The sequence below is a fragment of the Kitasatospora sp. NPDC008115 genome (genome assembly GCF_042957205.1).
Classification (GTDB): Bacteria; Actinomycetota; Actinomycetes; order Streptomycetales; family Streptomycetaceae; genus Kitasatospora.
The window spans coordinates 63640-79475 of record NZ_JBIBHU010000013.1; the positions used below are offsets into that span (position 1 = coordinate 63640).

14 protein-coding genes are annotated in these 15836 nt (G+C 71.9%); 1 reads left to right on the plus strand and 13 read right to left on the minus strand.

Features of this window, described 5'->3' with window-relative positions; all coding sequences use genetic code 11:
- Nucleotides 1-81: 81 nt before the first annotated feature.
- From ACFZBX_RS18135 to ACFZBX_RS18150, 4 genes are all read right to left on the minus strand, one after another.
- Nucleotides 82-558, minus strand: coding sequence for a GNAT family N-acetyltransferase (locus ACFZBX_RS18135; RefSeq protein WP_391534858.1), 477 nt, complete (start codon nucleotides 556-558; stop codon nucleotides 82-84).
- Entirely contained in the window at nucleotides 555-1493 is a 939-nt protein-coding gene (locus ACFZBX_RS18140; protein WP_391534736.1) for an RluA family pseudouridine synthase, read from the minus strand. Before ACFZBX_RS18140 ends, ACFZBX_RS18135 begins: the two co-directional genes overlap by 4 nt.
- A 56-nt stretch (nucleotides 1494-1549) precedes the next feature.
- Nucleotides 1550-2299 carry a signal peptidase II gene (lspA, locus tag ACFZBX_RS18145; RefSeq protein ID WP_391534859.1) on the minus strand — a complete coding sequence of 250 codons (750 nt, stop codon included), beginning with the start codon at nucleotides 2297-2299 and terminating at the stop codon, nucleotides 1550-1552.
- A 135-nt stretch (nucleotides 2300-2434) separates the two neighbouring features.
- Nucleotides 2435-2956, minus strand: coding sequence for a TraR/DksA family transcriptional regulator (locus tag ACFZBX_RS18150; RefSeq protein ID WP_391534737.1), 522 nt, complete (start codon nucleotides 2954-2956; stop codon nucleotides 2435-2437).
- A 579-nt stretch (nucleotides 2957-3535) separates the two neighbouring features.
- On the opposite strand from ACFZBX_RS18150, the gene ileS reads away from it, so the two are divergent.
- Nucleotides 3536-6667 (plus strand): isoleucine--tRNA ligase, encoded by a 3132-nt coding sequence (gene ileS, locus ACFZBX_RS18155; protein ID WP_391534738.1) that lies wholly within the window; start codon nucleotides 3536-3538, stop codon nucleotides 6665-6667.
- Between the two features lie 140 nt (nucleotides 6668-6807).
- On the opposite strand, the gene ACFZBX_RS18160 is transcribed toward ileS, so the two are convergent.
- The 9 genes from ACFZBX_RS18160 to ftsW all read right to left on the minus strand — a co-directional run bounded on the left by ACFZBX_RS18160 (nucleotide 6808) and on the right by ftsW (nucleotide 15814).
- Nucleotides 6808-8151: a DivIVA domain-containing protein gene (locus ACFZBX_RS18160; protein ID WP_391534739.1), complete on the minus strand. Its 1344-nt coding sequence runs from the start codon at nucleotides 8149-8151 to the stop codon at nucleotides 6808-6810.
- A 59-nt stretch (nucleotides 8152-8210) separates the two neighbouring features.
- Nucleotides 8211-8492 (minus strand): YggT family protein, encoded by a 282-nt coding sequence (locus ACFZBX_RS18165; protein ID WP_030301231.1) that lies wholly within the window; start codon nucleotides 8490-8492, stop codon nucleotides 8211-8213.
- 93 nt (nucleotides 8493-8585) lie between these two features.
- Nucleotides 8586-9188 carry a cell division protein SepF gene (locus ACFZBX_RS18170; protein ID WP_380284732.1) on the minus strand — a complete coding sequence of 201 codons (603 nt, stop codon included), beginning with the start codon at nucleotides 9186-9188 and terminating at the stop codon, nucleotides 8586-8588.
- Nucleotides 9189-9416: 228 nt separating this feature from the next.
- Nucleotides 9417-10223, minus strand: a complete 807-nt coding sequence (locus ACFZBX_RS18175; protein WP_391534740.1) for a YggS family pyridoxal phosphate-dependent enzyme — start codon at nucleotides 10221-10223, stop codon at nucleotides 9417-9419.
- Nucleotides 10223-10954: a peptidoglycan editing factor PgeF gene (gene pgeF, locus ACFZBX_RS18180; protein ID WP_391534741.1), complete on the minus strand. Its 732-nt coding sequence runs from the start codon at nucleotides 10952-10954 to the stop codon at nucleotides 10223-10225. Before pgeF ends, ACFZBX_RS18175 begins: the two co-directional genes overlap by 1 nt.
- Nucleotides 10951-12192, minus strand: coding sequence for a cell division protein FtsZ (gene ftsZ, locus ACFZBX_RS18185; RefSeq protein ID WP_391534742.1), 1242 nt, complete (start codon nucleotides 12190-12192; stop codon nucleotides 10951-10953). The genes pgeF and ftsZ overlap by 4 nt, the downstream gene beginning before the upstream one ends.
- Nucleotides 12193-12555: 363 nt before the next feature.
- Nucleotides 12556-13332: a cell division protein FtsQ/DivIB gene (locus ACFZBX_RS18190; protein ID WP_391534743.1), complete on the minus strand. Its 777-nt coding sequence runs from the start codon at nucleotides 13330-13332 to the stop codon at nucleotides 12556-12558.
- The gene (gene murG / locus ACFZBX_RS18195; RefSeq protein WP_391534744.1) at nucleotides 13325-14431 is read right to left on the minus strand and encodes an undecaprenyldiphospho-muramoylpentapeptide beta-N-acetylglucosaminyltransferase; all 1107 of its coding nucleotides are present in this window, start codon (nucleotides 14429-14431) and stop codon (nucleotides 13325-13327) included. The genes ACFZBX_RS18190 and murG overlap by 8 nt, the downstream gene beginning before the upstream one ends.
- A gap of 6 nt (nucleotides 14432-14437) precedes the next feature.
- A complete protein-coding gene (gene ftsW / locus ACFZBX_RS18200) occupies nucleotides 14438-15814 on the minus strand; it encodes a putative lipid II flippase FtsW (protein WP_391534745.1) in 1377 nt (458 codons plus the stop codon).
- Between the last annotated feature and the right edge of the window lie 22 nt (nucleotides 15815-15836).

The window sequence follows — 15836 nt, forward strand, 5'->3', positions numbered from 1 at the left end:
GCCCCCGGAGTAGGCGTCCGATAAAACCACCGGCGCCCGGGGCGGGCCCGGGGCCGCCGGAGCACCGCCGCAGGAGACGCGCTACAGCACCCGGGTCATCGTCCGGTGCGGGATGCCGGCGTCGTCGTAGACCGGCCCCTCGGCCGTGTACCCCAGGCGCTCGTAGAACCCGAGCGCCTGCACCTGCGCGTGCAGCTCCACCTCGCGCGCCCCGCGCGCCAGCCCCGCGGCCTCGACCGCCCGCACCAGCTCCGCGCCGAGCCCGCTCCCCCGGGCCGCCTTCAGCACCGCGAGCCGGCCGAGCAGCACCCGCCCCTCGATCCCGCCGGTGACCCGCAGCGCCTGCGCACCGTGGATCAGCCGGGCGGTCCCGACCGGCTCACCATCCGGGCCGAGTGCCAGCAGGTGCTCCGAGGTGGGGTCGAGGTCGTCCCACTCCTCCTCCTCGGAGATCCCCTGCTCGACGATGAAGACGTCCCGTCGCACGCGGTGCACGAGCGCGAGGTCGGCCTCGTCCCGCGCCACCCGGATCGTCCCGGCCGTCCCCGTCACCCTCAGCTCTCCGCCGCGATGATGTCCAGCGCCTTGCGCAGGTCCGCCGGGTACTCGCTGGCGAACTGCACCCACTCGCCGTCCGCCGGGTGCTCGAACCCGAGCGAGACCGCGTGCAGCCACTGCCGGGTCAGGCCCAGCCGCTTGGCGAGCGTCGGGTCGGCGCCGTAGGTGAGGTCGCCGACGCAGGGGTGGCGCAGCGCCGACATGTGGACGCGGATCTGGTGGGTGCGGCCGGTCTCCAGCTTGATGTCCAGCAGCGAGGCGGCCCGGTAGGCCTCGATGAGGTCGTAGTGGGTGACGGACGGCTTGCCCTCGCGGGTGACGGCCCACTTCCAGTCGGAGCTGGGGTGCCGCCCGATCGGCGCGTCGACAGTGCCGCTCAGCGGGTCCGGGTGGCCCTGGACCAGGGTGTGGTACTTCTTCTCGGTCACCCGGTCGTGGAACTGCCGCTTGAGGTCGGTGTAGGCGCGCTCCGACTTGGCCACCACCATCAGCCCGGAGGTGCCGACGTCGAGCCGGTGCACGATGCCCTGGCGCTCGGCGGCGCCCGAGGTGGAGATCCGGTAGCCGGCCGCGGCCAGCCCGCCGATCACGGTGGGGCCGGTCCAGCCGGGGCTGGGGTGCGCGGCGACGCCGACCGGCTTGTCGACGAGCACGATGTCCTCGTCGTCGTGGACGATGCGCATGCCCTCGACCGGCTCGGCGACGATCCGCACCGGCGCGGCGGGCGCCGGGATCTCGACCTCCAGCCAGGAGCCGGCGGTGACCCGGTCCGACTTGCCGGCGACGGCGCCGTCGAGCGTCACCTTCCCGTCGGCGGCCAGCTCGGCGGCCTTGGTCCGGGAGAACCCGAACATCCGGGCGAGGGCGGCGTCGAGGCGCTCGCCCTCCAGGCCGTCGGGAACGGGGAGGCTGCGGATCTGCGCTGCGGTACTCACCCGTACGAGTATGCCGGACGCGCGCGGCCCCGCCGGACGCGCCGGGGCGCCGGGTGCTACTCGGCCTTGCCGGCCTTCTCGTCCTTCTCCGCCGGCTGGTGCACGGTGCCGTCCGGGTTGCTGCCGCGGAAGGAGAGCAGGACGACGAGGATGCCGCCGCAGACGATCGCCGAGTCGGCGAGGTTGAAGACCGCGAAGTGCTGGACGGAGATGAAGTCCACCACGTGTCCGCGGAAGACGCCGGGCGAACGGAACAGCCGGTCGGTGAGGTTGCCGAGCGCCCCGCCGAGCAGCAGGCCGAGCGCGATCGCCCAGGGAAGGCTGTACAGCCGCCGGGCGATCCGCCAGATCACCACGATGACGGCCGAGGCGATCATGGTGAAGACGACGGTCAGCGCCTGCCCCATGCCGAAGGCGGCGCCGGAGTTGCGGATCACCTGGAAGGTCACCACGTCGCCGATCACCTCGATCGCCGCGTGGTTCTCCAGCCGGGCCACGACCAGCAGCTTGCTGCCGAGGTCGATCAGGAAGGCGAGCAGGGCGACGACCAGCAGCACACCGATCCGCCGGGGCCCCTTCGGCTCGTCCGCCGGTCCGGCCCCTGCGGCCACCGCGCCCTCTGCGGCCGAAGCGGCCGGTGCGGCCACTGCCGCCGGCGAGGCCTCCCCGACCGGCTCCGGCCGGACGGACGCCTCCGGCTCGGCGACGGCCGTCTCCCCGTCGGCCGGGACGGCCCCGGCCGCGACGTCGGCGGGCGTCGGGACGGACTCGTCCCGGGTCTGGGGGGAACCTTGCGTACTGATGATCCGCTCCGCTGCCGTGACGTGGGAGGCCGAGGCCGGTGGGAAGCCCGGTCCACCGAGGGATCGGGCGACGTTACGGGGTCGAGCCTACGGCAAGCCCGACCCCCCGCGTCTCCCCGGGCCGCTCGCCCGGAGCCGTCAGCGGCGTTCCTGCTTCGCCTTGCACTGGACGCACAGCGTGGCCCGCGGGAAGGCCTGCATCCGCGCCTTGCCGATGGCCTGGCCGCAGGACTCGCAGGTGCCGAAGCCGACGCCCTCCAGCCGGGCCAGCGCGTGCTCGGTCTGGGCGAGGCTGTCGCGGGCGTTGTTGGCCAGCGCCAGCTCGCTCTCCCGCGAGATGTTCTTCGTACCGGCGTCCACCTGGTCGTCGCCGGCCCCGTCGTTGGAGTCGCGCATCAGACCGGTGATGGCGGCCTCGGCCGCGTCGATCTCGTGCTGGAGCCGGTCGATGTCGCTGATCAGCTCGGCGTGCAGCTCGTGCACCTCCTCGGAGGTCCACGGCTCCTCGCCGGGGCGGACCGGCAGCTCGGCCGGGTCGACCGACTCGGCGCCGCCGCCGGCGGGCCTGGCACTGGTCCCGGCCGCGGCCGGGGTACGGGTGCGGCCCGGGGCCACGAGGGTGGTGTCGGTGGTGTTCTTGCGCCGTGCGGTAGTGGTCACGGTCCCCTCCCCTGGGTCGCCTGCCACGGCCTTGCGTGTCCGCTTGGTGGCGGTACCCGCGCCGGTTGCCTTCTCAGCCATGGCTTCGACCCCATCTACGAACGAATCGAGCCGCCGGTTCCCGGCGGCCTCCAGTGCCGGAACGATAATCCCGATCAAAAATGGTCACAACAGGACATACCGACGTCTCACAATGATCCCACCCGGCCAGACGTCCCAGGCGCCACGCCCAGCACGCCGAACAGAGTTGTGCCCCCCGCCCCGGCGCGCCGAAACCGACTTGCGACGGCCGATACACTGGGCCTGCAAGGCGCAGATGGGGACGAGTACCGCAGTACGCAGCCACCAGCGACCCGGGGACGGTGCGAGCCCGGGGGTGTGCACGGCGCGAAGATCACCCCGGAGCCGCCGGAGGAACGGTCGCGATCTCGCTCGCCGGCCCAGTAGACCCGGCCGCAAGCCCAAACAAGAGGGCCGCACGCAGGACCGCGGCCAAGGAGGGTGGTACCGCGGGACGGCACGCCGTCTCGTCCCTCCGTCGGATCCCGTCCATGCATCCGCCGGAGGTAGACGCCCGCGATGGCCAGCACCTACAACCCCGTCCCCGCGCAGGTCGACCTGCCCGCCCTCGAACACCAGATCCTCTCCTTCTGGCAGGACAACAAGGTGTTCCAGCGCAGCCTGGAGCAGTCCGAGGGCCGCCCGGAGTGGGTCTTCTACGAGGGCCCGCCGACCGCCAACGGCATGCCCGGCGCCCACCACATCGAGGCCCGCGTCTTCAAGGACGTCTTCCCCCGCTACCGGACCATGAAGGGCTACCACGTCGCCCGCAAGGCCGGCTGGGACTGTCACGGCCTCCCGGTCGAACTGGCCGTCGAGAAGGAGCTGGGCTTCTCCGGCAAGCAGGACATCGAGGCGTACGGCATCGCCGAGTTCAACGCCAAGTGCCGCGAGTCGGTGACCCGCCACACCGACGCGTTCACCGAGCTCACCACCCGGATGGGCTACTGGGTCGACCTCGACGAGGCCTACCGCACCATGGACCCGTCCTATGTGCAGTCCGTCTGGTGGTCGCTCAAGCAGATCTTCGACAAGGGCCTGCTGGTCCAGGACCACCGGGTCGCCCCCTGGTGCCCGCGCTGCGGCACCGGCCTCTCCGACCACGAGCTGGCCCAGGGCTACGAGACCGTCGTCGACCCCTCGGTCTTCGTCCGCTTCCCGCTGACCAGCGGCCCGCTGGCCGGCCGGGCCGCCCTGCTGGTGTGGACCACCACCCCGTGGACCCTGGTCTCCAACACCGCCGCCGCCGTGCACCCCGAGGTCACCTACGTGGTGGCCACCGACGGCACCGAGCAGCTGGTGGTCGCCGAGCCGCTGCTCGCCAAGGCCCTCGGCGAGGGCTGGGAGCCGACCGGCGAGTCCTTCACCGGCGCCGAGATGGAGCGCTGGGCCTACCGCCGCCCGTTCGACCTGGTCGAGATCGAGGACGCGCACTACGTCCTCAACGCCGAGTACGTCACCACCGAGGACGGCACCGGCATCGTCCACCAGTCGCCCGCCTTCGGCGCCGACGACCTCGCGACCTGCCGCAAGTACGGCCTGCCGGTGGTCAACCCGGTGCTGGCCGACGGCACCTTCGCCCCCGAGGTCCCGCTGGTCGGCGGTCAGTTCTTCAAGAAGGCCGACGAGGCCCTGGTCAAGGACCTCCAGGCCCGCGACCTGCTCTTCCGCCACCTGCCGTACGAGCACAGCTACCCGCACTGCTGGCGCTGCCACACCGCGCTGCTCTACTACGCGCAGCCGTCCTGGTACATCCGCACCACCGCGGTCAAGGACGCCATGGTCCGGGAGAACGAGGCCACCAACTGGTTCCCCGAGAACGTCAAGCACGGCCGCTTCGGCGACTGGCTGAACAACAACATCGACTGGGCGCTCAGCCGCAACCGCTACTGGGGCACCCCGCTGCCGATCTGGCGCTGCGAGGAGGGCCACCTCACCTGCGTCGGCTCGCTGGCCGAGCTCACCGAGCTGACCGGCACCGACCAGAGCGGCCTGGACCCGCACCGCCCGTACATCGACGAGGTCACCTTCGCCTGCCGCGACTGCGGCGGCACCGCCACCCGGGTGCCCGAGGTCATCGACGCCTGGTACGACTCGGGCTCGATGCCCTTCGCCCAGTACGGCTACCCGTACCAGAACAAGGAGCTGTTCGAGAAGCGCTACCCGGCGCAGTTCATCTCCGAGGCGATCGACCAGACCCGCGGCTGGTTCTACACCCTGATGGCCGTCGGCACCCTGGTGTTCGACAGGAACAGCTACGAGAACGTCGTCTGCCTGGGCCACATCCTGGCCGAGGACGGCCGCAAGATGTCCAAGCACCTGGGCAACATCCTGCAGCCGATCCCGCTGATGGACCAGCACGGCGCCGACGCCGTCCGCTGGTTCATGGCCGCCGGCGGCTCGCCCTGGTCGGCCCGCCGGGTCGGCCACGGCACCATCCAGGAGGTGGTCCGCAAGACCCTCCTCACCTACTGGAACACCGTCGCCTTCCAGGCCCTCTACGCCCGCACCTGCGGCTGGGCGCCGTCCGCCGCCGACCCGGCCCCGGCCGACCGCCCGCAGCTGGACCGCTGGGTGCTCTCCGAGCTGAACACCCTGGTCCGCGAGGTCGACGCGGCCTTCGAGGCGTACGACACCCAGCGCGCCGGCAAGCTGCTCTCCGGCTTCGTCGACGACCTCTCCAACTGGTACGTGCGCCGCGGCCGCCGCCGCTTCTGGCAGGGCGACGCCGCCGCGCTCGCCACCCTGCACGAGGCGCTGGAGACCGTCACCCGGCTGATGGCCCCGCTCACCCCGTTCATCACCGAGCGGGTCTGGCAGGACCTGGTCGTCCCGGTCGCCCCGGACGCGCCGGCCTCGGTCCACCTGGCGAGCTGGCCGGTGGCGGACGAGTCGCTGATCGACGCCGACCTCTCCCGGCACATGGCGCTGGTCCGCCGCCTGGTCGAGCTCGGCCGGGCCACCCGCGCCGAGTCGGGCGTGAAGACCCGTCAGCCGCTGTCCCGGGCGCTGGTCGCCGCCCAGGGCTGGGACGAGCTGCCCGCCGACCTGCGCGCGCAGATCGCCGAGGAGCTCAACGTCTCCGCCCTGGAGTCGCTGGCGAACGTCGGCGGTTCGCTGGTCGACACCACCGCCAAGGCCAACTTCCGTGCGCTGGGCAAGCGTTTCGGCAAGGGCGTGCAGGACGTCGCCAAGGCGGTCGCCGCCGCGGACGCCGCCAGGCTCGCCGCCGAACTGCGCGCGGAGGGCACCACCTCCGTCGAGCTGAACGGCGAGAGCGTCGCCCTCTCCCCCGATGAGGTGATCATCACCGAGACCCCGCGCGAGGGCTGGGCCGTCGCCAACGAGTCCGGTGCCACCGTCGCCCTCGACCTGGCGATCACCCCCGAGCTGAAGCGCCTCGGCATCGCCCGCGACGCCATCCGCCAGATCCAGGAGGCCCGCAAGAACTCCGGCCTGGATGTCGCCGACCGCATCGTCCTGCGCTGGCGGGCCACCAGCGACGAGACCGCGGAGGCCATCGCCGAGCACGGCGCCCTCGTCGCCGAGGAGGTGCTCGCCACCGACTTCGCCGCCGGCGCCGCCGACTGGCAGTCCGACACCTTCTCCGACGACTCCCTCGGCCTCGCCTTCCAGCTCCGCAAGGCCTGACCGAACCCACGAAGGACCGCCGCCACCTCTCCTGAGGTGGCGGCGGTCCTTTCGTTCTCCCCCGCGCCCGCTCCATGCGAAAGCGCCCCCTCCCCGACCCCGAAGGGTCAAAGAGGGGGCGCCCGCTACGAACAGCGCGCCTAGTTGTCGCCGTCCTCGTCGATCAGGAAGCCCCGCATCGGCGCCGGAGCCTGCTGCATCGGCTGCGGCGGCTGCGGCCGCACCGCCGCCATCGGCTGGGTCATCCCGGCCGGCTGCATCTGCGGCGCACCCGAGTTCCCGCCCGAGGCCTGCGCACCGAAGCCCGGTGCGCCCGAGTTCCCGCCGAAGGAGCTCTGCCCGCCGAAGGAGGGCTGGTTCCCGCCGAACGACGGCTGGCTGCCGCCGAAGCTCGGCGACGGGCTGCTCATCGCACCGGCGCCGGCCGGAGCCATCGACGACGCGGCCGGCGGCAGGGAAGCGGTGGCCGGGATCCGCGGCGGGGCGAGCGAGTCGTCCGCCTGCGACTCCAGCTGGCGCAGCTGGGTCTCCAGGTAGGACTTCAGGCGCGTCCGGTACTCACGCTCGAACGCCCGCAGGTCCTCGACCTTGCGCTCCAGCGTGGCGCGGGCGGACTCCAGCGAGCCCATCGCGACCCGGTGCTTCTCCTGGGCGTCCCGCTCCAGCGCGTCGGCCTTGGCGCGGGCGTCCCGCTCCAGACCCTCGGCGCGGCTGCGGGCCTCGCCGACGATCTTGTTGGCCTCGGAGCGCGCCTCGGAGATCGCCTGGTCGGCGGTCTGCTGGGCGAGCGCCAGAACGCGGGCGGCGCTGTCGCCGCCGGGGCCCTGCTGCTGCATCGGGGCGCCCATCTGCTGCATCTGCTGCGGGCCGCCCATGGGGCCGCCCATCTGCTGCATCTGCTGCTGGCCCATGCCCTGGCCCATGGGGTTGCCCATGCCCTGCGGGCCGCCGGGGCCGCCCATCGGCTGCAGCATCTGACCGCCCATCGGCTGGACCAGCTGCTGCTGGCCGCCCATGGTCTGGCCCATCTGCTGCTGCGGGCCGCCGGGGCCGCCCATCGGGCCGCCCTGGCCGGCGGGGAGCTGCGGGGCGCCGGACGGCAGGCCGAGCGGCTGGTTGCCCATCTGCTGCTGCTGCGGGCCGGGACCCATCTGCTGCTGCGGACCGCCCGGGCCCATCTGCTGCTGCGGGCCACCGGGGCCGCCCTGCTGGCCGGGGACCGGCGGGCCGGATATGGCGGCCGGCACCGGGGCGCCGGGCCGGGCGTCCTGCGGCGGCTCCTTGCGCATGTTGGCCTGGTTCTGCGCGGCGGCCCGGGTCGCGGCGGCCAGCTTGGCCCGCAGGTCCTCGTTCTCGCGGAGGAGACGGGTCAGCTCCGCCTCGACCTCGTCGAGGAAGGCATCGACCTCGTCCTCGTCATAGCCTTCGCGCAGGCGGACGGTCGTGAACTGCTTGTTCCGAACGTCCTCGGGGGTCAATGGCATCTCTTCACCTCAACGTGATCGTCGGCACACCGGCATCCTGTCGCATCGCTCACCTACGACTAGGGCCGCACAAGCGAGATCAGGACATACACAATGATCATCAGTACGAAGAAGGACAGGTCGAGCGCCACGCCCCCGAGACGCAGCGGCGGAATGAACCGCCGCAGAAGCTTGAGCGGCGGATCCGTGACAGTGTACGTGGCCTCCAGGACCAGAACCATGGCCTTGCCCGGTCGCCACGAACGTGCGAACTGGAAGACCCAGTCCATCACCAACCGCACGAGCAGGAACACCAGGAAGACGGTCAGTGCGTAGTAGAGCACTGCCCACACGATCTCCATCGCGCTTCCCTCTCCCCTGTTCTCGGCCCTGGGGGCCGCTCTCCTGTCGCTAACTCACTGTCGATCAGATCCACACGTAAAGTCGTGGCCGGGTCAGCTCTGGTTGAAGAACCCACCCTCGGCGATCCGAGCCTTGTCCTCCGCCGTGACATCGACGTTAGCAGGCGACAGCAGGAACACCTTCTGCGTCACGCGCTCGATACTGCCGTGCAGACCGAAGACGAGTCCAGCGGCGAAGTCTACGAGTCGCTTCGCGTCGGTGTCGTCCATCTCCGTGAGATTCATGATCACGGGGGTACCGCCACGGAACTGTTCGCCGATGGTACGGGCCTCGTTGTAGGTCCTCGGGTGCAGCGTGGTGATGCGGTAGGGCTCTCGTTCGTTCACGACCTTGGGCATGATCACCGGGGCGCTCTTCTCCAGGTTGTGGCGGCGTTCGGGTGTGATGGACGACACTGGGGCCATCCTCGGGGTCTCCTGGCGGATCGGGACGGCGGCCGGCACCGGCTGCGGGGCGATCGAGGAGACCGGCGCGGGCACCGGCGCGGCCGGCCGGGGGATGTCCTCGGTCCGTCCGGTCCGGATCGGCTCGGGGTCCGCGTCGTAGTCGTCGTCGGGGTCGTACCCCTGGCCGTCGTACGTCTCGTCCTCCACGAGGCCGAGGTAGACCGCCATCTTGCGCATCGCGCCGGCCATGCTCCTGTCTCCTCCGCTTGTGGTGGACCGGCTCCGTCCCGGCGGCCGGGCCGAGCGGCCCCGCCTGCGGATCTCCGCGGTCCGCCCACGACGCTCCGTCAGGCCGACGGCCGGTCAAAGTTCGTGGTTGAGGGCCGCGGAGCTGCGATCCACGGTTGGCTAGCGCTCAGATAAGCTGCTAGCTTCTGTCCTATTTTGTCCTGCAGTCTGATCTACTACCCGGTGACGTTACCCGAGGGGTGACCGCACTCCGAGTACCGCCGTTCCGACGCGCACATGTGTCGCTCCGGCGGCAATGGCCTGCTCAAGGTCACCGCTCATCCCTGCCGACACCATGGTGGCAGCCGGATGGGCGGTCCGTACGGCGGTTGCGATTTCCGCCAGCCGATCGAAGGCCGCGACCGGGTCGCCGGCCAGCGGTCCGGCGAGCGGAGCGACCGTCATCACACCGTCCAGGCGCAGCCCGGGCGTGTCGGCGATCGCGTCGGTCAGCGCGGCGACGTCCGCGGGGGCGACCCCGGCGCGGTGCTCGCCCTCACCGTGCTCCTTGTCCAGCGCGATCTGGACCAGGCAGCCGAGGTCGGCGCGCCCGGCCTTGCGCACCGCCGCGCCGAGCGACTCCACCAGCCGCGGCCGGTCCACCGAGTGGACGTGGTCGGCGTAGCGGACGACCGAGCGGACCTTGTTGGTCTGCAACTGGCCGACGAAGTGCCAGGTAAGAGGAAGGTTTCTGCACTGCTCCGCCTTGGGCGCGGCGTCCTGGTCGCGGTTCTCCGCGACGTCGGTGACGCCCAGCCCGGCCAGCAGCGCGGTGTCCTGCGCCGGGTAGGTCTTGGTGACCACGATCAGCCGGACCTCGTCGCGCGCCCGCCCGGCGGCGGCGCAGGCGTCGGCGATCCGGCGCTCGACGACCTCCAGGTTGGTGCCCAGTTCCTCGTAGCGGGCTCGCTGACCGTCCGTCAGCGCGTCCAGCCAGTCCTTGTCCGGAAACCGGTCGGAGTCGCTCGGGAACGGTCCGTAGATGTCGTTCGTCATCAGTCTTCAGAGCCCAACCAGACGTAGCTCGCGAGCCGGCCCGTGCGCTGCTCGCGGCGGTAGGAGTAGTGATCGGCGGATTCGAGGGTGCAGACCGGTGACCGCACCAGCCCGGTGACGCCCGCGGCGGCCAGCTGGGCCGCGACTCCCTCCGGCACGTCCAGCGCCGGGGTCCCCCAGGAGGTCTGCGCGTGGGCGGCGGGCACCAGGCCGGCGACCTCGGCGCGCAGCGGCGCGGGCACCTCGTAGCAGCGGCCGCAGACGGCGGGCCCGGTGGCGGCGGTGATCCGCCCGGGCTCGGCGCCGAGTTCCACCATCGCCGCGACCACCGCCGGGACCACCCCGGCGGCGAGGCCGGGCCGTCCGACGTGGGCGGCGCCGACCACGCCCGCGACCGGGTCGGCCAGCAGCACCGGCGTGCAGTCGGCGGTCAGCACCGCCAGCGCCAGCGGCCGGTCGGTGACCACCGCGTCCACGGTCGGGGCCTGCCCGGCCGGCTGCCGCTCGGTCACCACGGCCACGTCGGCGCCGTGCACCTGGTTCATCCAGACCACGTCGGCCGGGTCGAGGCCGAGCGCGCGGGCCGCGATCGCCCGGTTCTCCCGGACGGCCGCCGGGTCGTCCCCCACCGCGCCGCCGAGGTTCAGCTCCCCGTACGGCGAAGTGCTCACCCCGCCCCACCGGGTGGTGAAGGCGAAGTGAGCACCGTCGCGGACCGCGTGGTCGATCACTTAAGGAAATCCGGGACGTCGAGTTCCTCGGCCGGGCTCTCCACGAACGGCTGGCGGGCCGGCTGCACCTGCGGCGGCACCGGGGCGGCGGTCGCGGTGGCCGGGGCCTCGGCCGGGCGGGCGGGGGCGGCGCCCTCACCCTCCGGACGGGAGGTCACCGAGCCGATGCCGCCGTACGAGGGGCGGCCGGCCGGGCGCTCGGGAGCGCTGCCGCCGCCGGACGAGCCGGCCGACGGGGTGGCCGAGGCCGCGCTCGCCTTGACCACCGGCTCGCGGACGATGGCCGGCGGCTGCCCGCCGTCGAAGCCGGCCGCGATGACGGTGACCCGGACCTCGTCGCCGAGGGCGTCGTCGATGACGGCGCCGAAGATGATGTTGGCCTCGGGGTGGGCCGCCTCGCTGACCAGCTGGGCGGACTCGTTGATCTCGAACAGGCCGAGGTCGGAGCCGCCGGAGATGGAGAGCAGCACGCCGCGGGCGCCGTCGATCGAGGCCTCCAGCAGCGGCGAGGAGATCGCCATCACGGCGGCGGCCTTGGCGCGGTCCTCACCGCGGGCCGAGCCGATGCCCATGAGCGCCGAGCCGGCGTCCGACATGACGGACTTGACGTCGGCGAAGTCGAGGTTGATCAGACCGGGGGTGGTGATCAGGTCGGTGATGCCCTGGACACCGGAGAGCAGCACCTGGTCGGCCGAGCGGAACGCGTCCAGCACGCTGACCTGGCGGTCCGAGATGGACAGCAGCCGGTCGTTGGGGATCACGATGAGGGTGTCGACCTCTTCGCGCAGGGAGGCGATGCCGTCCTCTGCCTGGTTGGCGCGGCGCCGGCCCTCGAAGGTGAACGGGCGGGTGACCACGCCGATGGTGAGCGCGCCCAGCGAGCGGGCGATGTTGGCGACGACCGGCGCGCCGCCCGTGCCGGTGCCGCCGCCCTCACCGGCGGTGACGAAGACCATGTCGGCCCCCTTGAGGACCTCCTCGATCTCCTCGCGGTGGTCCTCGGCGGCCTTCCGGCCGACCTCGGGGTTGGCGCCGGCGCCGAGGCCCCGGGTGAGTTCACGGCCCACATCGAGCTTGACGTCGGCGTCGCTCATGAGGAGGGCCTGCGCATCGGTGTTGATCGCGATGAACTCGACGCCCTTGAGACCGACCTCGATCATCCGGTTGATGGCGTTGACACCACCGCCGCCGATGCCGACGACCTTGATGACTGCGAGGTAGTTCTGCGGTGCTGCCACGTCGAAGGCCTCTCGCCTCGAATTTCCGGGTCGGTTCGCTACCCGATGGGGCCGAACCGACGGATGTCGATGGGTAGGGAGCCTGGTTTCTGACTTAATGTCCGAAATGCCGACCGCCGACCCCAACCCTAAACTTGACCTTTAGGGTTAGTGCTGTGCCTCTGTCACATCACCAGTGAACACAGTCTGGTGACACAGGACACTAGGTGGCTCCGGCCACGTGTTTCAACGAACACGCCGAGCTTCCCTTTTTCTTTTGAGCCTATGTGATCATCGACCGGCGAATGAAACCGGGGTGACCACCCAGGGTCGGCCCGACGCGAAACCGCGTCAAGCCCGCCCTGCCTGAAGAAACCTACCGGATCATCCGGACACCGCAGGCGAGTCAGGGGCACTCACGTCGAAGTTCGTACCCTTCTGATTCAGCAGCGCCACCAGCACCCGGGCTTTTCGATCGGTCTGCTCGGGACTCCCCCAGCGCACCGTCGAACCCCCGCTGAGCTGTAGCCGGATGTCGTCGTACGAATACACGAGGACGGATCCGGCCCGCTGCCGGACGTCCTCCGGCAGACCGGCGGCCACCGCCACCGCGCCCTGCACCAGCTGCCCACGGCCGATCACCGACTCGACGTCCAGGGCCTGCTGGCTCGGCTTCAGCTCCACCACCGGCACGCCCTCCAGGGGGCCCTCCTCGGTGGCGAAGCTCACGCCGCCCGCGTCGACCTGGGTGAACAGCCCGTCCTCGCCCTTGACGACGGCGACCGCCGTGCGCTGGGTGACCTTCACCCGCAGGGTGTTCGGCCAGCCCCGCCAGACCTCCGCCTTCGCCACCCGGGGTATCGCCTCGACCCTCCGGCGGGCCTCGTCGAGGTCCACCCGGGCCAGCGGGCCGGAACCGACCCCGCCGATCGCCGAGCGGACCTCGTCGGCCGTCAGCCGGTCGTCCCGCATCCCCTGCACCGAGACCGAACGCACTTCGAGCACCGAGGAGAAGAACACCAGCCAGGAGAGAACGCCGAGGAGCACCGCGGACAGGGCGCCCAGCACCACCACCCCCCGCCGGGAGAGCCGGAGCCGAGGAGCGTACTCCTCGGCCTCGAACTCCTCGTCGAGGGGATCGGCGGGCCGGGCGTCAGCCACGACGGCGGCCGCCCCGGGCGGCCTCGATGGCCTCGTAGACCATGCCGACCAGCAGGTCGTCGGCGTCCCGGCGGCCGAACTCGGCGGCGGCCCGGCTCATGTCCCACAGCCGCTGCGGGTCGGTGAGCACCGGCAGCACGTTCTGCAGCACCCAGTCCGGGCTCAGCTCGGCGTCGTCGACCAGCAGCCCGCCGCCGGCCTTGACCATCGGCTGGGCGTTCAGCCGCTGCTCGCCGTTGCCGATCGGCAGCGGCACGAACGCGGCGGGCAGCCCGACCGCGGCCAGCTCGGCCACCGTCATGGCGCCGGCCCGGCAGAGCATCATGTCGGCCGCCGCGTAGGCGAGGTCCATCCGGTCCAGGTACGGCACCGGGCGGTACGGCGGCATCCCGGGGATCTCGTCGACCTGCGGCAGCTCGTTCTTCGGGCCGACCGCGTGCAGGATCTGCACCCCGTACTGCTGGAGCCGGGGGGCGATCGTGGCGATCGTCTCGTTCAGCCGGCGGGCGCCCTGCGAGCCGCCGGAGACCAGCAGGGTGGGCAGCCGCTGGTCGAGGCCGAAGTAGTGCCGGGCCTCCGGGCGGGCCGCGCTGCGGTCCAGCGTCGCGATGGTCCGGCGCAGCGGGATGCCGATGTACCGGGAGTCGCGCAGCTTGCTGTCCGGCGTGGAGACGGCGACGAAGTCGCTGTACCGGGCGCCGATCTTGTTGGCCAGGCCGGGCCGGGCGTTGGCCTCGTGCACCACGATCGGCACCCCGGCCCGCTTGGCGGCCAGGTAGGCGGGCATCGCGACGTAGCCGCCGAAGCCGACCACGGCGTCCGCCTTGACCCGCTCGATGATCTCCTGGGCGGCCCGGACGGTGCCGCGCAGCCGGCCCGGGACGGTGATCAGCTCGGGGGTGGGCTTGCGGGGCAGCGGGACGGCCGGGATCAGCTCCAGCTGGTAGCCGCGCTCGGGGACCAGCCGGGTCTCCAGGCCGCGCTCGGTGCCGAGGGCGGTGATCCCGACGGACGGGTCATGCCTGCGGAGGGCGTCCGCGAGGGCCATGGCCGGCTCGATGTGACCGGCGGTCCCCCCGCCGGCGAGTACGACATGCACCGAAATTCACCGCTCCCTGCGTGCCGGCCCGCTGGCCGGGCGCGCTGTGGTTCGTCGTCGTGGCAGCACCCGGGCCAGCTGCTTCCTGATCCGGGAGTTCTTGCTCCGGGCGGCCAGGGCCGCCTTCGCGCCCGAGCTGCTGCGTGCCAGGCAGAGCAGCACCCCGATCGCGGACATGGCCGACAGCATGGCGGAACCGCCGTAGGAGAACAGCGGGAGCGGGACGCCCGCGATGGGCAGCAGTCCCAGCGCCGACCCCAGGTTGATCACGGCCTGCGCCATGATCCAGGTGGTGGCGGCTCCCGCGGCGTACCTGACGAAGGGATCCTTCGTGCCGATGGCCACACGGATACCCGCGTAGCCTAGTGCCGCGAAGAGACCGATCACCGACAGCGTCCCCACCAGGCCCAGTTCCTCGCCGGTGGTGGCGAAGATGAAGTCGGTGTGCGCCTCCGGGAGCTGGCCCCACTTCTCCACGCCGGCACCGAGTCCGGAGCCGAACAGGCCGCCGAGGCCGAACGAGTAGACGCCGTGCAGGGCCTGGAAGCAGGCGCCGGCCGGGTCGAGCTCGGTCACGCCGATGCAGGAGAGCCGCTCGGCGCGGTGCGGGACGGTGACCACCAGCGCGGTGCAGACCACGACGGCCACGCCGAGGGTGGCGACGAACAGCCGCAGCGGCGCGCCGACCATCCAGAGCAGGCCGAAGAGCATCGCCACCAGGATCATCGAGGTGCCCATGTCGCCGCCGAGCATGATCAGCGCGAGCAGCAGCAGGGTGCCCGGCACCAGCGGGACCAGCAGGTGCTTCCACTGGTCGAGGGTGCCGGCCTTCTGCTTGCGGGCGAGCAGGTCGGCGCCCCAGAGCACCAGGGCGAGCTTGGCGAACTCCGACGGCTGGAACTGGAACACGCCGAAATCCAGCCAGTTCCGGTTGCCGTTGACCTCCATGCCGATGCCCGGGATCGCGACCAGCACCATGGCGCCGATCACCACCAGCATCACCGGGTAGACGATCACCCGCAGCACGGCCACCGGCACCAGGGCGAAGCCGAGCAGCAGCGCGAGGCCGAGCACCACCGCGAGCAGCTGCTTGTAGAAGTAGAACTGGGTGGAGCGGTGCTGGCCCAGCGCGAGGATCTGCGAGGCCGAGAAGACCATCATCAGCCCGAGCACGACCAGCAGCAGCGCGGTGCCGGCGATCAGCAGGTAGGGGGTGAGCGGCCGGTCCAGGGCGTACCGCACGCGGGCCCGGAAGGCCTGCAGACGGGCCACCGGACCGGCCGACTTGTAGGCGGTGGTGGTGGCCGAGATCACCCGCAAGGACCCGGCCGGGCGCCCCTTCTCCGGCGCGCTCGAACCACCCACCCTGCCGCTCCCGGCCACGCTCCGCTCCCCTTTTCGTGCC